This is a genomic window from Leifsonia soli (genome assembly GCF_013408745.1).
In the GTDB taxonomy this organism is placed as follows: Bacteria; Actinomycetota; Actinomycetes; order Actinomycetales; family Microbacteriaceae; genus Leifsonia; species Leifsonia soli.
Window position 1 is genome coordinate 998777 of sequence record NZ_JACCBJ010000001.1, and the last position, 18197, is coordinate 1016973.

Sequence of the window (18197 nt, forward strand, 5' to 3'; positions counted from 1 at the left end):
CTAATCGGTCGACGGGAGGCGGAGATGGTCTCGGAACGCAGCCTCGAAGTGTTGCGCGTCATCGTCCAGGACTACGTGGCGTCGCGCGAGCCGGTCGGCTCGAAGAGCATCGTCGAGCGCCACTCCTTCGGGGTGTCCGCCGCGACCATCCGCAACGACATGGCGCTGCTCGAGGAGGAGGAGCTCATCGCGGCTCCGCACACGTCCTCTGGACGCGTCCCCACCGACAAGGGCTACCGCCTCTTCGTCGACCACCTGGCGGAGATGCGCCCGCTCACGTCGGCGCAGCGCACGGCCATCGAGACGTTCCTCGGCCAGTCGGTCGACCTCGACGACGTGCTCTCCCGCACGGTCCGGCTGCTCTCGCAGCTGACCAACCAGGTCGCCCTCGTGCAGTACCCGTCGGTGGCGCGCTCGCGCATCCGTCACATCGAACTGGTGGCGCTCGCGCCCCACCGCCTGCTCAGCGTGCTCATCACCGACTCCGGCGCCGTCGAGCAGCGCGTGATCGAGCTCCCGGCCGACCTGAGCGACGAGGATGTGGCCGAGATCCGCGGGGCGATCAACGGCGCTGCGGCCGGCCTGACGCTGTCGGAGGCGGCCAGCCGGCTGCGCGACCTGCCGGATGCCCTCACGGAGCGCACGCGCGCTCTCGTCGAGCCCGTCGCCGGCGCCCTGCTCGACCAGATCGCGGCCAACCGGCAGGAGAAGCTGGTGATGGCGGGCGCTGCGAACCTGGTGCGCACCGAGCTCGACTTCCCCGGCACCATCACCCCGGTGCTCGAGGCGATCGAGGAGCAGGTCGTCCTGCTCCGGCTGTTCGACGAGATGGCCACCGATCAGCACGGCGTCGCGGTCAGCATCGGCCGCGAGAACGCCGGTTTCGGGCTGACGGAAGCATCCGTGCTCTCCAGCGGTTACAGTGCGGCGGGATCGGATGTGGCCCGCGTCGGCCTCCTCGGTCCTCTCCGCATGGACTACTCGGGCAACATGGCCGCGGTCCGCGCGGTCGCCCGCTACCTCTCCCGGCTGCTCGGCGACCAGTAGGCCGCCGCCGCATCCGGCGATCACCACACGCGACGAAAGAAGAAGGAACAGCCCCACGTGGCCGACCACTACGAAGTCCTCGGCGTCGAGCGCGACGCCAGCCCCGACGAGATCAAGAAGGCGTACCGCCGGCTGGCGCGCGAGCTCCATCCGGACGTGAACCCCAGCGCCGAGGCGCAGGAGCGCTTCAAGCTCGTGACGCACGCCTACGACGTGCTCAGCGACCCGCAGCAGCGGCAGCAGTACGACCTGGGCGGCTCCGGCGGCTTCGGCGGCGGCGCAGGCGCTGGCGATTTCGCCGGGTTCAGCGACATCTTCGAGACGTTCTTCGGCGGGGGAGGCGGCGCCACGCGCGGTCCGCGTTCGCGCCGGGAGCGCGGACAGGACGCCCTGCTGCGCGTCGAGGTGGACCTCGACGAGGTCATCTTCGGCACGCACCGCGACCTGGAGGTCGACACCGCGGTCGTCTGCGAGACCTGCAACGGCTCGTGCTGCCAGCCGGGCACGCAGCCGGTGACGTGCGACATCTGCCACGGCACGGGCAGCATCCAGCGCTCGGTCCGGTCGCTGCTCGGCAACGTGATGACCTCGAGCCCGTGCGGCACCTGCCGCGGGTACGGCACCGTCATCGCGACCCCCTGCGTCACCTGCCAGGGCCAGGGCCGCGTTCGCGCCCGTCGCACCGTTCCCGTGGACATCCCCGCGGGCGTCGATACCGGCCTCCGTCTGCAGATGCCCGGCAGCGGCGAGGCCGGCCCCGCCGGCGGCCCGAACGGCGACCTCTACCTCGAGATCAAGGTCAAGCACCACGACGTGTTCAGCCGCGACGGCGACGACCTGCTCTGCACGCTGGAGCTGTCGATGACGGATGCGATCCTCGGCACGACGGCGACCGTGAAGGCCCTCGACGGCGACATCCGCCTCGAGCTCAAGCCCGGCACGCAGTCCGCCGACATCGTCACGGTCAAGGACCGCGGGATCACGCACCTGCGCGGCACGGGCCGTGGCGACCTGCGCGTCGGCATCCAGGTCGTGACCCCGACGAAGCTCGACCACAAGGAGAAGGACCTCATCAAGAAGTTCGCGGCCGTCCACAAGGGACCGGAGCCGTCGCTGGCCCGCTTCCAGCAGGGGCTGTTCGCGAAGCTGCGCGACCGGTTCCTGAACCTCTAGCCGGCGATGGCCTCCCTGTACCTGCGCGAGGATCTCGACGATGTCGAGGTCGGCGCCCGGCTGTCGCTCAGCGGTGCCGAGGCGAAGCACGCGGCGACGGTCAACCGCACGCGCCCGGGCGAGTCGGTGCTGATCGGCAACGGGCGGGGGCTCGTGGCCTCGGGCGAAGTGCTGGTGTCGACGAACACCGAGCTGACCATCGACGTCGAGTCGGTGTCACGGGTCGAGCGCGCGACGCCGGGGATCACGCTGGTGCAGGCGCTCGCCAAGGGCGACAGGGACGAGCTCGCGATCCAGGCCGCGACGGAGCTCGGTGTGGATGCGGTGGTGCCGTGGGCCGCATCCCGCTCGGTCTCGCGCTGGGAGGGCCCCAAGGTCGCGAAGGGCCGCGAGCGCTGGGCCGCGATCGTGCGGGAGGCGTCGAAGCAGTCCATCCGCGCCTGGACGCCCGAGGTGGGCGAGCTCGCCACCACGAAGCAGGTGGCCGCGCTGGCCGCGGGCGCACGCGTGCTCGTCCTGGAGCCGGACGCCGAAGCTCCCTTGACGGGGGTCGAACCCGACGGGCGCGACCTCGTCCTCGTCGTCGGTCCCGAGGGCGGGATCGCGCCGCAGGAGCTGGCCGCGTTCCGCGACGCGGGCGCCGAGCTCGTCCGCCTCGGCTCCACGGTGCTCCGCACCTCCACCGCGGGCCCCGCCGCCCTCGCGGTGCTCAACGCATCCCTCCGCCGCTGGTGACCCCCACCGTCGAGTCCGCAAACTTTGCACGCTCAGACCGCTCTTCGCGTGCAAAGATCGCGGACTCGACGGTGGGCGGAGAGTCGACGGGGGGGTGGAGAGAGCTCGGTGGGGCGTCGGAGGGGGCGAATAGGATAGGGGTATGGCAGAGACGGAGCGTTCGATCTTCTCCCGCATCATCGCGGGCGAGATCCCGGCCGACGTGGTGTACGACTCGGAGCGCCTGATCGCGTTCCGCGACATCGCGCCGAAAGCCCCCGTGCACCTCCTCGTCGTGCCCAAAACGGAGCAGTACCGCGATGTCGTCGAGCTCGCGGCCGGCGACCCCGAGCTGCTGGCCGAACTGGTCGCGACGGCGAAGCGCCTCGCCGACGAGCACGGAGACGGCGACTTCCGCCTGATCTTCAACACGGGCGAGCGCGCGGGTCAGACCGTGTTCCACGTCCACGCACACGTACTGAGCGCCCCGGCCGGCAGCCCGGGCCTCGAGGAAGGAAGCCTTGCCCTCTAGCGAATCCACCGCCTCCGGAGCGAATCCGGGCGACGGCGCCGAGGTGCGCCTGAGCGTCGACGGCGTGCAGATGGTCCGCCTTCTCGGACCGCAGGATCGCCTGCTCACCACGCTGGAACGGCAGTACCCGCTCGTCAGCGTCCACGTGCGCGGCAACGAGATCGCCCTGAGCGGCGACGCCGGGCAGGTGGCCGAGGCGCGCCGCCTCGTGGAGGAGTTGCTCCAGATGGTGCGCAACGGCCAGGACCTCTCCCCGGCCGAGGTGACGAGCTCGGCGCGCATGATCGGAACCGATCTCAACCTCAGCCCGTCCGACGTGCTCGGCCAGGCCATCCTGACCGCCCGCGGCAAGAGCATCCGGCCGAAGACGCTGGGTCAGAGCCAGTACGTCGACGCGATCGACCGCAACACGATCGTCTTCGGCATCGGCCCCGCCGGCACCGGGAAGACGTACCTGGCCATGGCGAAGGCCGTTCAGGCGCTGCAGCGCAAGGAGGTCAACCGGATCATCCTGACGCGCCCGGCCGTGGAGGCGGGGGAGCGCCTCGGCTACCTGCCGGGCACGCTCACCGACAAGATCGACCCGTACCTGCGCCCGCTCTACGACGCGCTCAACGAGATGATGGACCCGGAGCTCGTCCCGAAGCTGCTCGCGGCGGGGACGATCGAGGTCGCACCGCTCGCGTACATGCGCGGCCGCACCCTCAACGACTCGTTCATCGTTCTCGACGAGGCGCAGAACACGACGCCGGAGCAGATGAAGATGTTCCTGACCCGTCTGGGCTTCAACTCCAAGATGGTGGTCACAGGCGACATCACCCAGATCGACCTGCCGAACTCGGCGAGCGGCCTGCGCCTGGTGACGCGTGTGCTCAACGACATCGACGACATCCACTTCGCCCGCCTGACGAGCGAGGACGTCGTCCGGCACAGCCTGGTCGGGCGGATCGTCGACGCGTACACCGAGTACGACGCGCGCCAGCAGGCGCGGCACTACGAGCGCGAGCAGGCGGCCGAGTTCGCCAACCGCGCCGAACGCCGCTCCGGCGGACCCCGCGACCACCTCCCGAAGCGACGATAGGCCCGCAGTGAGCATCGAGATCAACAACGAGTCGACCATCGAGGTGGACGAGGCCGCCCTGCAGCGCCTCGCCGGCTACGCGTTCGACATCCTCCACGTCCACCCCGACGCGGAGCTCGCGATCGTGCTGGTCGACGAGGCCGCCATGGAGCAGCTGCACGTGCAGTGGATGGACGAGCCGGGCCCCACCGACGTGCTCAGCTTCCCGATGGACGAGCTGCGACCGGGAACCGAGGAGGAGCCGTCGCCGGCCGGCCTCCTCGGCGACGTCGTGCTGTGCCCCCAGGTCGCCCAGGTGCAGGCGGAGACCGCCGGGCACTCGCTGATGGACGAGCTGCTGCTGCTGACGACGCACGGCATCCTGCACCTGCTCGGCTTCGACCACGCGGAGCCGGCCGAGGAGCGCGAGATGTTCGCCATCCAGCGCGACATCCTCGTCGGCTTCGCGCGCTACGACCGACAGCGGTAGGGGGCGGGATGCTGCAGGCGCTGTTCTTCATCGTCGCGTTCCTGCTGGTGGCCTTCGGCGGCCTGATGGCCGCGGTCGACTCGGCTCTCGCGGTGCAGTCGCGCGCCGACATCGCCGACCTGGCCGAGACGTCGCGGGCGAAGAAGTCGCTGCGGGCGATCGCGGAGGACCCCGGCGCATACTTCAACGCGATCAGCTTCACGCGCATCATCGCCGAGACGACCGCTGCGGTGCTGGTCACCCTCGCCTTCGAGCAGATCTTCGAGCAGTGGTGGATCTCCCTGATCCTCGCAGCCCTGATCATGACGGCGGTGTCGTTCGTGCTCGTCGGCGTCAGCCCGCGCAGCGTCGGGCGGGCGAACTCCACGCTGCTGCTGCGCCTGACCGCGCCGATCGTCCGCTTTGTGCGCGTCGTGCTCGGCCCCATCCCGGGCGGGCTGGTGGCGCTCGGCAACCGCGTCACGCCGTCCCGCGCGCGCTCCGCGCCGGTGACGAGCGAGGAGCAGCTGCTCTCGATCGTCGACGAGGCGACCGAGTTCGACGTGCTCGAAGAGGATGACCGCGAGCTCATCCACTCGATCTTCGAGTTCAACGCGACGGTGGTGCGCGAGGTGATGATCCCGCGCACGGACATGGTCACGGTCGACTCGACCGCCGGACTCGGCACCGCGATGGGGCTGTTCTTCAGCACCGGCGTGTCCCGGATGCCGGTGATCGACGGCGGCGACCCGGACGAGGTGGTCGGCATCCTCTACCTGCGGGACGCCGCCAAGCTGAGCTTCGAGCGCCCCCTCGGCGCCGACGAGCTCACCGTGCGCGACCTGGCGCGCCCGGCGCTGTTCGTGCCGGAGTCGCAGAAGGCCGATGCCCTGCTCGCCCAGATGCAGCGCGAGTCGAACCACCTGGCGATGGTCGTGGACGAGTACGGCGGCATCGCCGGACTGGTCACCCTCGAAGACCTCATCGAGGAGCTGGTCGGCGACATCTCCGACGAGTACGACCACGAGGTCGCGCTGATCCAGGCGATCGGCGAGGGGCGCTACCGCATCGCGACGCGCCTGCCCATCGACGACCTCGCCGAGCTGTTCGACACCGAGATCGAGGAGGAGGACGTCGACAGCGTCGGCGGCCTCGTCACCAAGGCGCTCGGGCGGCTGCCCGAGGTCGGCTCGGCGGTCACGGTCCACGGGCTGCGCTTCACCGTCGACCGCATCGAGGGCAGGCATAAGCACGTCGCCACCGTGATCGTCGAGCGGGATGCCGCGCTTCTTCCCGCGGCGAACGACGAGACCGCGGGCTCCCGCGACGACGACCGCCGCGGTGGGCGCCACGACCGGCACGGCGACACGCGGCACGCCGAGAACCGCCACGGCGACGCCGGCGATTCCCGCCGCAGCGACACACGACACACCCAGGAGAGCAGATCGTGACCGAGTACCACGCCGGATTCGTCTCGTTCGTCGGCCGCCCCAACGTGGGCAAGTCGACGCTGACCAACGCGCTCGTCGGCGAGAAGGTCGCCATCACGAGCTCGAAGCCGCAGACCACGCGACGCGCGATCCGCGGCATCGTCCACCAGAAGGACGGCCAGCTCATCCTGGTCGACACCCCGGGCATCCACCGGCCGCGGACGCTCCTGGGCGAGCGGCTGAACACGCTCGTGCAGTCGACCCTGGGCGACGTCGACGTGATCGGCTTCTGCGTCCCCGCCGACGAGAAGATCGGCCCGGGCGACCGGTTCATCAACGAGCAGCTGGATGCGTTCCCGCGCGCCAAGAAGGTCGCGATCGTGACCAAGGTGGATGCGGCGGGCAAGGCCCAGGTCGCCGAGCAGCTGCTCGCGGTGTCGGCGCTGCGCGAGTGGGAGGCGATCGTCCCCGTCTCCGCCGTCAGCCACATCCAGCTGGAGACGCTGACCTCCGAGCTGATGAAGCTGCTGCCGGAGTCGCCGTCGCCGCTGTATCCGGACGAGGCCATCACGGACGAGGGTCTCGAGGACCGCATCTCCGAGTACATCCGCGAGGCCGTGCTGGAGGGCGTCGAGGACGAGCTGCCGCACTCGCTCGCTGTCACCATCGACGACATCGTGGAGCGCGACGACAAAGACCTGGTCGAGGTCTACGCCAACCTCTTCGTGGAGCGCGACAGCCAGAAGGCGATCGTCATCGGCAAGGGCGGCAGCCGCATCCGCGACGTCGGCGCCGCCGCGCGGGTGCCCATCGAGAAGCTGCTCGGACGCCACGTGTTCCTGTCGATCCGGGTGAAGGTCGCGAAGGACTGGCAGCGCGACCCGAAGCAGCTGGGGCGGCTCGGGTTCTAGAGGCGGCTCGCCCGGGCCGCCGTACATCCCGAGGATGATTCCGGTGCAGGGATGCGCGACCGCGCGGGCGCTGACCGTACGGTAGAAGCATGCCCGACCGCCGCCGACTGCTGAGCGCGCTCGCCCCGCACCGCTGGGTGCTGGAGCCCGCGCTGGCCGTCGTGCTGTTCGCGGCGTGGCTGCTGACCGGCCTGCCGTACGACCTCTCGGCGGGGCTCGCCCTCGTGTTCTACTGCGGCGCCGTTGCGCTGTCGCGCATCCTGCCCGGTGTCGCACTCGGGCTGCTGTGGGTCGCCGTGCTGCTGGAGCTGACCGAGCAGGAATCGCTGGACGGCGCCTTCCGCGTGATCTCGGCGGTCGCCGTGGTGGCCGCGCTGGTCGGTGCCGCCGCGCACGGCGGGCGCGTGCTCCGCTGGCTGGACTTCTCGTCCGCCATCCTGCTCGCCCCGGCGGTCGCGTACCTGTTCACGGTCCGCGGCGACCTGAAGTTCCCGCGGTTCGGCCCGGTCATCGGCGGCTACTACACCAGCCAGGGCGTCGGCTTCCTGCTGATGAGCCTGCTGCTCGCGGTCATCTTCGTCGCCGCGTGGCTGCTCGGCTTCCTGGTCGCGCGGCAGCGCGCGGCGAACGTGGTCGTCTCGGGCTCGCGCGGGCCGTCCGTCCTGGTCTGGCTGGCCTCCAACGGCGGCATCGAGTCCGCCGAGGACGATCCGACGCGGCCGGAGCTCGTCCGGCGCCTCACGCGCGCTCAGCTGACCACCGACGTCGCCGGCGCCATCGTCTTCGCCGTGTTCGCCCTGGTCGTCGCCGGCGGGGACCGTGCGGCCTTCCTGGTGACGATCGCGTTCGCCGTGGCGGTGGCGCTCCGCCGGATGTCGCCGGCCGTCGCGCTCTCCATCGCCTGGCTGGCCGCTGTCCTGCAGATGACCACCGGCCACAGCATCCTGGTCAGCAACCTCGGCGTTCTGATCGTGCTGTACGCCACCGCCGCGTACGGCGACCGGATCGTGCGCGCGGCCGGCCTGATCTCGGCCGGGATCGGAGCGCTGGTCGCCGCCCTGTACCTGACGGTGACGGCCGCCGTCGCGCAGGGGTACTACGACCTGCTCTCCAGCGCGATCGCCAGCGTCGCGCTGCAGTTCGCGTTCCTGTTCGTGGTCAGCATCACCGTGCTCGGGCTGTCCTGGGTGCTCGGTCTGCTGATGCGCACGTGGCGCAACGCCCGCGTCGCGCGCCGCGCCAGGGCCGAGGCCGAGCTCGACCGCAACCGCGCGGTCGAGGACGTGGTGGTCGAGCAGGAGCGTACGCGCATCGCCCGCGACATGCACGACGTCGTCGCCCACTCGCTCGCGGTCGTCATCGCGCAGGCGGACGGAGCGCGCTACGCCCGCCGCACCGACCCGGAGGCGGTGGACGAGGCGCTGGCGACCATCGCATCCACCGCCCGGTCCGCCCTCGGGGACGTGCGGGTGCTGCTCGCGGAGCTGCGCCAGTCGCATCCCGCCGACGCCGCGCGCGAACCGGGCGCGCACGACGGACCGCAGCCCTCGTTGGCCGACCTCGATCAGACGATCGAGCACATCCGCTCGGCGGGGCTCGACGTCGAACTGGAACGGCGGGGGAGCGTCGCGACCCTCGGCTCGGCGCAGCAGCTCGCCGCGTTCCGCATCGTGCAGGAGGCGCTGACGAACGCCCTCCGCCACGGCGACACCAGCCGGCCGGCGAGTGTGCTGCTCGCCGAGTCGTCCGCCGACCGCAACCCCGGAATCGTCATCACCGTGAGGAACACCATGAGAGACACTGCCCTCGAACCGACCGCGACGGGCTCGCTGCCCCGGATCGGGCACGGACTGCCCGGGATGCGCGAGCGCGCCTCCCTCGCCGGAGGATCGCTCACCGTGGGGCCGATCGACGGGGAGTTCGTCGTCACCGCCTTCCTCCCGGGGGCGGCCGCGTGAGCGGCGCGATGCTCGAGGCGGCGCCCATCCGGGTGCTGCTGGTCGACGATCAACCGCTCTTCCGCGCGGGCGTGCGGATGCTGCTCAGCTCGCAGGACGATCTGGAGTTCGCCGGAGAGGCGGGCAACGGGCAGGACGGGGTGCGCCTGGCCGCGGAGACCCGTCCCGATGTGGTGCTGATGGACATCCGGATGCCGGTGATGGACGGCATCGCCGCGACCAGCGCGATCATCGCGGACGCCGAGCGCGCCGGCCGGTCGGCGCCTCGCATCGTGGTGCTGACGACGTTCGACCTCGACGAGGCGGCGGCGCGGGCGATCCGCGGAGGCGCGAGCGGGTTCGTGCTGAAGGATGCGGAGCCCGAGTTCCTGCTCGCCGCGATCCGGACCGTCCACGCGGGCAGCGCCGTCATCGCCGCGGGGGCGACGCGGGAGCTGTTCGAGTACTTCTCGTCCGCCCAGCCGGTGCGTCCGGAGCCGCCGGAGTTCGCCTCCCTGACCTCGCGGGAACGCGAGATCTTCGTTCTCGCCGCGCGCGGCCTGAGCAACGCCGAGATCGCCGGGTCGGAGTTCCTGAGCGAGGCGACGGTCAAGACGCACATCTCGCGCATCCTCGCGAAGCTCGGGCTGCGCGATCGCGTGCAGATGGTCGTCTACGCCTTCGAGCACGGGCTGACCGCGGCCGAATAGCCGGCTTCCCGGCCGGGAACGCCGCAGCGCGGGTGCGCGCGGGTGCCATCCCGCGTCATCCTCAGGGAGGACACAGGATCGCCCCACCGCCCGATCCGGGCGCGGAGACGCGTCCCTAGCGTTGAGGGCATGGAGCTGACTCTCACAGAAACGGTGGCGCGCGTCGAAGCGGCCACGAAGACCTACGGCACGGGCGCTGGCCGGGTGAACGCGCTCGACGGCGTCACCTTAGGGATCCCGGCAGGCCGGTTCACGGCCGTCATGGGGCCGAGCGGCTCCGGCAAGTCGACCCTCATGCACGTCATGGCCGGGCTCGACTCGGTGTCCGGCGGCCGCGTGTTCCTCGGTGACACCGAGATCACGCACATGGGGGATGCGGAGCTCACCCTGCTGCGCCGCCGCCGGATCGGCTTCGTCTTCCAGTCCTTCAACCTCGTGCCGACCCTCGACGTGCGGGGCAACATCCTGCTGCCGTTCGAGCTCGACGGCCGCCGGCCGACCCGCGAGCAGAGCGAGTGGATCGACCACCTGGTCGACACCCTCGGCCTCGGCGGGCGTCTGACCCACCGACCGCACGAGCTGTCCGGCGGTCAGCAGCAGCGCGCGGCGATCGTCCGCGCCCTCGCGACGCGGCCCGACCTCGTCTTCGCGGACGAGCCGACCGGCAACCTCGACTCCCGGACGGGCCGCGAGGTGCTCGGGGTGCTCCAGGAGGCCGCGCGGACGTTCGGGCAGAGCATCGCCATGGTGACCCACGACCCGGTGGCGGCGAGCTACGCCGACCACATCGTGTTCCTGGCCGACGGCCGGGTCGCGGCCGAACGCGCGCAGTCGCCGGCCGAGGAGATCTCGTCGTTCATGCTCGGGATGGAGGCGCACGCGTGAGCCGGCCCTTCTCGGCCTTCCGGGCGAACGCGCGCGACCACCGCGCGGGCATCCTGGTCGCAGCGCTCAGCTCGGCTTTCGGCGTCGCCCTCGTCGGCGGGGTGGATGTGCTGGCGGCGTTCATCGGGGGATCGTCGATGGGGGAGCGAGCCAGCGTCCAGCTCGCCCTCGCGATCGTCGCCGGCATCTTCTTCGTCGTCGCGGTCTACGTCGGCGCCATCGTCACGACGAACACCTTCGCCACCGTGATCGCCGGCCGCACCCGCACCATCGCCCTGCTGCGGCTGATCGGCTCCAGCGCCCGGGCCCAGCGTCGCTCGGTCGCCGGCGAGGGTCTCGCGGTCGGCCTGATCGGCGCCGCCGTCGGCGGGGCGGCCGCCGCCGTGCTCTCGCTGCTCGCGGTGCGCCTGCTCGTCATGACCGGCGTGCTGCCCGTGGCGCAGTACCCCGTGCTCAGCCTCCTGATGGTGCCTCCCGCGGTGGTGGTCGTGCTCACCACCTGGCTCGCCTCGTGGGTGGGCAGCCGGCGGGTGCTCGCGGTGACGCCGGTGCAGGCGCTGGGCGCCGCCCAGGAGCGTCCCGCCGCCGCTGTGCGCAGCCGCGGACGGCTCGCGGTGTCGCTCGTCCTCATCCTGTCCGGAACGGCCCTGCTGGTCCTCGGGTTGCTCCTCGGTACGGGCGCCTTCGTGCGCGTCAGCGCGGCGCTCGCTCAGCTGTCGTCCTACGGTGTGCTCGTCGCGCTGCCCGGCGGCATCCTCTCCTTCACGGGGATCGTGCTGGCCGCGCCGTTCTTCCTGCCGGCGGTGCTGCGCGCGATCGGACTGCTCCTCGGCCGCGGCGCCGCGGGACGTCTGGCCGCGGCCAATGCCGTCCGCAACCCCGAGCGGAGCTCCCGCACCGCGATCGGTCTCGTTATCGGGGTGACGCTGATCACGATGTTCGTCGTCGCGGCGTCCACCTGGCAGCAGCTGATCCGCGATGCCCAGGCGAACGAGCCGGGGATGTACCAGGGGGCCGACGAGATCATCGGCGGCACGATGACGGTGTTCACCGTCCTCGTCGGGTTCTCCGCGATGATCGCGGCGTGCGGCGTGGTCAACACGCTCTCGCTGAGCGTCCTGCAGAGGGGCCGGGAGCTCGGGCTGCTGCGGGCACTCGGCTTCACTGCCGCCCAGGTGCGTCGGATGGTGCTCGCCGAAAGCGCGCAGCTGACCGTCGCCTCGGTGCTGACTGGGCTCGCGCTGGGAACCGTCTACGGATGGATCGGCGCGCAGTCCCTGCTCGGGATGATCCCCGGCGGAGGCGTCCTCGCGCCCGTCCTTCCCTGGCCGTTCCTGGCCGCGATCGTCCTCGGGGCGGCTGTCCTCGCCGTGGTCGCCGCGCTCGCGCCGACTCGCCGGGCCACCCGCGTGTCGCCCGTCGCGGCCCTCGCCGTGGAGTGACACACCCTGGTGGTTGCCTGAACTCTCACAGAGCTTCAGCTATCGATGAACTGATACCGGAATAATGAGGCGTCCGCCCCGTCCCGCTCCCCGGGCCGCCCCGAGAGGATCCCTCCCTGAACTGGCTGAACACGCTGAGGATCGACAAGCCGCCGTTCCTCATCACGCTGGATGTCGTGGCGGCACTCCTCGCGCTCTACCTTCTCGCACGGCCCACCTGGCGCCGGACCCTGGCCGGGCTGATCGCCGCGCTGGCCGGGGGCCTGGCCGGATGGTTCCTGGTGTGGCTGGTCACCGACGTCTTCGACGTGTTCGGCGTCGCCCTGACGCCGGTGACGACGCTGTGGACCGCGCTCGGCTTCGGCGGGGTCAGCCTCGCGGTGGCGAACCTGTTCCGCTCCCGCTGGTGGCGCAAGGTGGTCGCGATCGTGAGCATCCCGGTGTTCCTCGCGGCGGCCTTCTGCGGCATCAACGCGGACTTCGGCGCGTACCGCGATCTCAACGACGTGCTCGGGGTGGTGCCGTACGGCGCCCTCCAGCTGCACGCGGAGAAGGGGGAGGTCGTTGCCGGGACCGACTGGAAGGCGACCACCACTCCGGCCGCCGCGGGCGAGCTCCCGGCGAAGGGCGAGGTCGGCACCGTCCGCATCCCGGCGACCGAGTCGCGGTTCCCCGCCCGAAAGGCCGTCGTCTACCTCCCGCCCGTCGCGTTGACGGCGAACCCGCCGGCGCTGCCGGTGATGTACGCGCTCTCGGGCCAGCCGGGCGCCCCGGCCGACATGTTCACCGCCGGGGGACTGGCGCGGGCGATGGATGCGTTCGCCGCCCAGCACGACGGCTACGCCCCGATCGTGGTCGCCGCCGACCAGCTGGGCGGACCCGGTCGCAATCCGATGTGCGTCGACTCCGCGGATTACGGGAACTCGGCGACGTATCTGCTGACGGATGTGCGCAATTGGGTGCGTTCTCACCTGCGAGTGAGCAGTGACCCGGCAGGATGGAGCGTGTTCGGCTACTCGCAGGGGGCGACCTGCGCGGTGCAGTTCGCGAGCGGGCGGCCGGACCTGTTCGGATCGGCGCTCGCGTCGTCGAGCGAGCTGGGACCGACACTGGGGAATGAGGCACTGACCATCAGCACGGGATTCGGTGGTTCGAAGCAGGCGTACGAGAAGGCGCAGCCGGCCGCGATGATGAAGGCGAACACGCCGTACCGCGACTCGGTGATGGTCTTCGGCGCAGGAGCCGACGACGCGAAGTACTCCGGGTTCGCCCGCACGCTGTACGAGGACGCCCAGCGGGCGGGGATCCGCGCCGAGCTGCTCAGCTCGCCGGGCACGGCGCACGACTGGAAGACGGTGCGCTACGTGCTGGCGCACGGCTTCCCGGCGATCGCGCGGCAGCTGGGGCTGGGGTCGTGAAACCGGCCGCTCTCGCCCAGCGCACCGGCCGCCTCATCGCGAGCCACCCGTTCACGACCGGGGTGACGCTGCTCATTCTCGTGCTCGCGCTCATCACCGGGCCGGTGCGCGGGCCGCACCGCCCGCTCCGCGGCTGGCTGGGTGCCGGAGCCGTCCAGCTGCTCGACGGCCACTGGTGGTCGCCGTTCACGGCCGTGCTCTTCACCGACGACCTGCTGGAGCTGATCGTCGTCCTGGTGCTGACCGTCCTGCTGGTCGGCGTGTCCGAACGGCTCATGGGCACCTGGCGCACGGCCCTCGCGTTCTTCGGCACCGCCGCCGTCGGCATCGTCGTCGGCGCGCTGGTGCAGGTGGCCGCGAACGACATCGGCGAGCTGTGGGCGCGGAACGTCCACGGACTGCTCGTGCTCGACGCGTTCACGGCGATCGGCGGGACGATCATGACCGCGAGCGCGTTCGCCGGGACGCTCTGGCGGCGCCGCATCCGCGTGATCACGCTGCTCGTCGCGATCATGTACCTCCTGTACTCCGGGATGCCGTCGGACCTCTACCGTCTGCTCGCCGTGCTCACCGGACTCGCGCTCGGTCCGCTACTGCGGCAGACGAAGGTCACGGGCGGATGGCTGCGCAGCTCGCACCACGAGGTCCGGGTGCTGCTCGCCTCCGCTCTGACCATCACCGCCGTCGGACCGGTGATCGGACTCCTCGGCTCGACGCGGTACGGGCTGCTGTCACCGGTCGGCCTGCTGTTCAGCAACGAGGCCCCGAGCGCGACCTCGGTGGTCGAGCGCTGCCAGGCGTTCGCCGTTACCCGGGAGTGCTTCCGCGAGTTGACCCTGGAGCGGATCAACGGTCTCGGCCCGGTGCTGCTCTCGGTGCTCCCGCTGCTCGTCCTGCTCGTTGCGGCGTACGGGCTCCTCCGCGGACGCCGGTTCGCGGTGTGGCTCGCGGTCGCCGTGAACGGACTGCTCGCGCTGCTCTCGGCGCTGTACTACGGCATCCTGCCCATCGCGTCCGCCCGGCCGTCGGTGTCGCCGCGGTACTGGGAGGTCACGTTCATCCTCGCGCTGTCGACGCTCGTGCCGCTCGCGATGGCGGTGCTGCTCGTGGTCTTCCGCCGCCACTTCACCGTGATGCCGTCGGCGAAGGCGGTGCGGAGATACCTGCTCCTGCTGCTCGGCACCGGCGTCGGCCTGGTCGCGATCTACGTCTTCGTGGGGTGGCTGCAGCGCGACACCGGCTTCACGCGTCCCATCGACGTCAGCGACCTCCTGGCGGATGTGCTCGAGCGTTTCGTGCCGGTGAGCTTCCTGCGGCGCGAGCCGGTCCAGTACCTGCCGACGACCCCGCTCGCCACCATCGTCTACCACAACATCGGAACGGTGTTCTGGCTCGTCGCCATCATCGGCGCCATCCCCGCCATGCTCGGGCGCGGCCTCCGCCGGCGCGGCACCACGGAGGATGCGCACGTGCGCGAGCTGCTGCACCGCGGCGGAGGCGACGCGATCTCGTTCATGGCGACCTGGCCGGGCAACTCGTACTGGTTCGACCCGATCGGCGGCGGCGCGATCGCCTACCGGGTGGAGGGGCGCGTCGCGCTGACAACGGGCGGGCCTTTCGGAGCGCTCGGCCCCCACGACGGCGCCATCCAGGGCTTCGCGCGCTTCTGCGACGACAACGGCTGGATCCCGGTGTTCTACAGCGTGGAGGCGCGCTATACGTCCCTGTTCGAACGCCTGGGCTGGTCCACGATGACCGTCGCGGAGGAGACCGTCATCCGTCCGCAGCTGTGGGCGACGACGGGCAAGAAGTGGCAGGACGTCCGCTCGTCGATCAACCGCGCCCAGCGCGCGGGCATCAGCGCGGAGTGGACGACGTTCGCCGCCCTCCCGCTCACTTCGGCCGTCCAGCTGTCCGACATCTCCGAGCAGTGGGTGGCCGAGAAGGACCTCCCGGAGATGGGGTTCACCCTCGGCGGGCTCGACGAGCTCCGCGACCCGGAGGTGCGGCTGATGCTGGCGGTGGACGAGAACGGCCGGATCGAGGCCGTCACCAGCTGGCTGCCCAGCTACCGCGCGGGTGTCGTCGTTGGCTGGACGCTCGACTTCATGCGGAGGCGCCCCGACAGCATCAACGGCGTGATGGAGTTCCTCATCGCCGAGGCCGCGACCCGGATGAAGGACGACGGCATCGAGTTCATGTCGCTCTCCGCCGCGCCGCTCGCCCACACCGCGGCCGCCCCGGACGGCGGCAAGGACACGATGGACCGGGTGCTCGGCTACCTCAGCTCCTCCCTCGAGCCGGTGTACGGTTTCCGGTCGCTGCTCAAGTTCAAGCAGAAGTTCCAGCCGGAGCTGCACCCACTGATCATGGCCTATCCGGATCCGGTCGCGCTGCCCGCGATCGGCATCGCGCTGGTGCGCGCGTACCTGCCGGAGCTGTCCGTCCGGCAGGCCGCGACGTTCGTGCGGGGGCGCGGCTGAGCCGCGCGTGGTACTCTCGACCCTGTGTACGGTCTGCTCCTCCTTAGCTGCCGCGACGAGTCCTAGATCCGGGCCTCACTCGTCGCGGAGTTCGTCGTCGGCTCTCCACACCATACGAGCAGAGGATTCCTGAAGACCATGAAGAACACACAGGCGCCGAGCGCCATGCCGATCCACCGATACCGGCCGTTCCACGAGCAGATCCGCGTCGACCTGCCGGACCGCACCTGGCCGTCGAAGCGCATCACCCAGGCGCCCCGCTGGTGCGCCGTCGACCTGCGCGACGGCAACCAGGCGCTCATCGACCCGATGAGCCCCGAGCGCAAGCGCATCATGTTCGACCTGCTGGTGCGGCTGGGCTACAAGGAGATCGAGGTCGGCTTCCCGTCCGCGAGCCAGACCGACTTCGACTTCGTGCGCAGCCTGATCGAAGAGGGCGCCATCCCGGACGACGTGACGATCCAGGTGCTGACGCAGTCGCGCGAGCACCTGATCAAGCGCACGTACGAGTCGCTGGTCGGCGCGAAGCAGGCCATCGTGCACCTCTACAATTCCACGAGCATCCTGCAGCGGGACGTGGTGTTCCGCACCGACCAGCAGGGCATCGTCGACATCGCGCTGAACGGCGCGCGGCTCTGCCGCCAGTTCGAAGAGCTGGTGCCCGGAACGACCATCTACTACGAGTACTCGCCCGAGAGCTACACCGGCACCGAGCTGGAGTTCGCCGCCGACATCTGCAACCAGGTGCTGGAGGTGTTCGAGCCGACGCCGGAGCGGAAGGTCATCATCAACCTGCCGGCGACGGTCGAGATGGCGACGCCCAACGTCTACGCCGACTCGATCGAGTGGATGTCGCGGCACCTGAACCACCGCGAGAACGTCATCCTGTCGCTGCACCCGCACAACGACCGCGGCACGGCCGTGGCCGCCGCCGAACTGGGCTACATGGCCGGAGCGGACCGCATCGAAGGCTGCCTGTTCGGCAACGGTGAGCGCACCGGCAACGTCGACCTGGTCACCCTGGGCGTCAACCTGTTCACGCAGGGTATCGACCCGCAGATCGACTTCAGCGACATCGACCAGATCAAGCGCACCGTCGAGCACTGCAACCAGCTGCCCGTCGGCGAGCGCAGCCCGTGGGGCGGCGACCTGGTGTTCACCGCGTTCAGCGGCTCGCACCAGGACGCGATCAAGAAGGGCTTCGAGGCCATGGAGGCCGAGGCGGAGCGCACCGGCACGCCGGTCGACGACCTGGTCTGGGCCGTGCCGTACCTGCCGGTCGACCCGAAGGACCTGGGCCGCAGCTACGAGGCCGTCATCCGCGTCAACTCGCAGTCCGGCAAGGGCGGTGTCGCCTACCTGCTGAAGACGGACCACTCGCTCGACCTGCCGCGCAAGCTGCAAATCGAGTTCTCCGGCGTCGTGCAGGCGAAGACGGACGCCGAAGGCGGCGAGGTCACGAGCGACCAGATCTGGGCCGTGTTCCAGGACGAGTACCTGCCGGCGCCGGCCTCCGATCCTGACGCCAAGTGGGGCCGCTTCGAGCTGGGCAGCACGACGACCTCGAACGAGACGGGCGAGCACGTGGTGCTCACGGTGACCCTGCGCGACGGGGACACCGTCTCGAAGGCCACCGGCGAGGGCAACGGTCCGATCGCGGCGTTCTTCGACATCCTGCACCAGCACGGCGTCGACGCCCACCTGTACGACTACTCGCAGCACACGCTGTCGGCGAGCGAGTCCGCCCTCGCGGCGGCCTACGTCGAGGTGGATGTGGACGGCCAGCGCCGCTGGGGCGTCGGCATCGACGCGGACACCACGACGGCGTCGTTCAAGGCGGTCGTGTCCGCGGTGAACCGCGCGGTGCGTTCGACCGCCGGTCACGAGGCTCAGGAGCTCGTCTCCGCCTGACGCGCGCTCACGGAACCCGACATCCGCACCGGATGTCGGGTTCCGTCGCATCCGGGCCGCGGAGATTTGCGCCAC

General features: G+C 70.7%; 15 protein-coding genes. All 15 read left to right on the forward strand.

From position 1 onward, the window contains the following. Window positions 1-24 precede the first annotated feature (24 nt). The 15 genes from hrcA to leuA all read left to right on the forward strand — a co-directional run bounded on the left by hrcA (window position 25) and on the right by leuA (window position 18122). Window positions 25-1047, forward strand: a complete 1023-nt coding sequence (gene hrcA / locus BJ963_RS04835; protein WP_179454981.1) for a heat-inducible transcriptional repressor HrcA — start codon at window positions 25-27, stop codon at window positions 1045-1047. 57 nt (window positions 1048-1104) lie between these two features. Beyond that, on the forward strand, window positions 1105-2220 hold the full coding sequence (dnaJ, locus tag BJ963_RS04840) for a molecular chaperone DnaJ (RefSeq protein ID WP_089911146.1): 1116 nt from the start codon (window positions 1105-1107) through the stop codon (window positions 2218-2220). 6 nt (window positions 2221-2226) lie between these two features. Continuing rightward, entirely contained in the window at window positions 2227-2955 is a 729-nt protein-coding gene (locus BJ963_RS04845; RefSeq protein ID WP_179454982.1) for a 16S rRNA (uracil(1498)-N(3))-methyltransferase, read from the forward strand. A gap of 142 nt (window positions 2956-3097) precedes the next feature. Further along, entirely contained in the window at window positions 3098-3466 is a 369-nt protein-coding gene (locus BJ963_RS04850; protein WP_089911142.1) for a histidine triad nucleotide-binding protein, read from the forward strand. Further along, the gene (locus BJ963_RS04855; RefSeq protein WP_179454984.1) at window positions 3456-4547 is read left to right on the forward strand and encodes a PhoH family protein; all 1092 of its coding nucleotides are present in this window, start codon (window positions 3456-3458) and stop codon (window positions 4545-4547) included. Before BJ963_RS04850 ends, BJ963_RS04855 begins: the two co-directional genes overlap by 11 nt. A 7-nt stretch (window positions 4548-4554) precedes the next feature. Further along, on the forward strand, window positions 4555-5016 hold the full coding sequence (gene ybeY / locus BJ963_RS04860) for an rRNA maturation RNase YbeY (protein WP_089911136.1): 462 nt from the start codon (window positions 4555-4557) through the stop codon (window positions 5014-5016). Window positions 5017-5024: 8 nt separating this feature from the next. Then, a complete protein-coding gene (locus BJ963_RS04865; protein WP_179454986.1) occupies window positions 5025-6446 on the forward strand; it encodes a hemolysin family protein in 1422 nt (473 codons plus the stop codon). After that, entirely contained in the window at window positions 6443-7336 is an 894-nt protein-coding gene (gene era, locus BJ963_RS04870) for a GTPase Era (RefSeq protein ID WP_179454988.1), read from the forward strand. The genes BJ963_RS04865 and era overlap by 4 nt, the downstream gene beginning before the upstream one ends. Window positions 7337-7425: 89 nt before the next feature. Continuing rightward, window positions 7426-9294, forward strand: coding sequence for a sensor histidine kinase (locus BJ963_RS04875; protein ID WP_179454990.1), 1869 nt, complete (start codon window positions 7426-7428; stop codon window positions 9292-9294). 8 nt (window positions 9295-9302) lie between these two features. Continuing rightward, window positions 9303-9983, forward strand: coding sequence for a response regulator (locus BJ963_RS04880; protein ID WP_179458031.1), 681 nt, complete (start codon window positions 9303-9305; stop codon window positions 9981-9983). 129 nt (window positions 9984-10112) lie between these two features. Next, entirely contained in the window at window positions 10113-10868 is a 756-nt protein-coding gene (locus BJ963_RS04885) for an ABC transporter ATP-binding protein (protein ID WP_179454992.1), read from the forward strand. Further along, on the forward strand, window positions 10865-12310 hold the full coding sequence (locus BJ963_RS04890; protein WP_179454994.1) for an FtsX-like permease family protein: 1446 nt from the start codon (window positions 10865-10867) through the stop codon (window positions 12308-12310). Before BJ963_RS04885 ends, BJ963_RS04890 begins: the two co-directional genes overlap by 4 nt. 176 nt (window positions 12311-12486) lie before the next feature. Then, complete coding sequence (locus tag BJ963_RS04895) at window positions 12487-13728, forward strand: alpha/beta hydrolase (protein WP_089911114.1); 1242 nt, start codon at window positions 12487-12489, stop codon at window positions 13726-13728. Beyond that, entirely contained in the window at window positions 13725-16211 is a 2487-nt protein-coding gene (locus BJ963_RS04900) for a phosphatidylglycerol lysyltransferase domain-containing protein (RefSeq protein ID WP_179454996.1), read from the forward strand. The genes BJ963_RS04895 and BJ963_RS04900 overlap by 4 nt, the downstream gene beginning before the upstream one ends. A gap of 138 nt (window positions 16212-16349) precedes the next feature. Further along, entirely contained in the window at window positions 16350-18122 is a 1773-nt protein-coding gene (gene leuA / locus BJ963_RS04905) for a 2-isopropylmalate synthase (RefSeq protein ID WP_179454998.1), read from the forward strand. Window positions 18123-18197 lie beyond the last annotated feature (75 nt).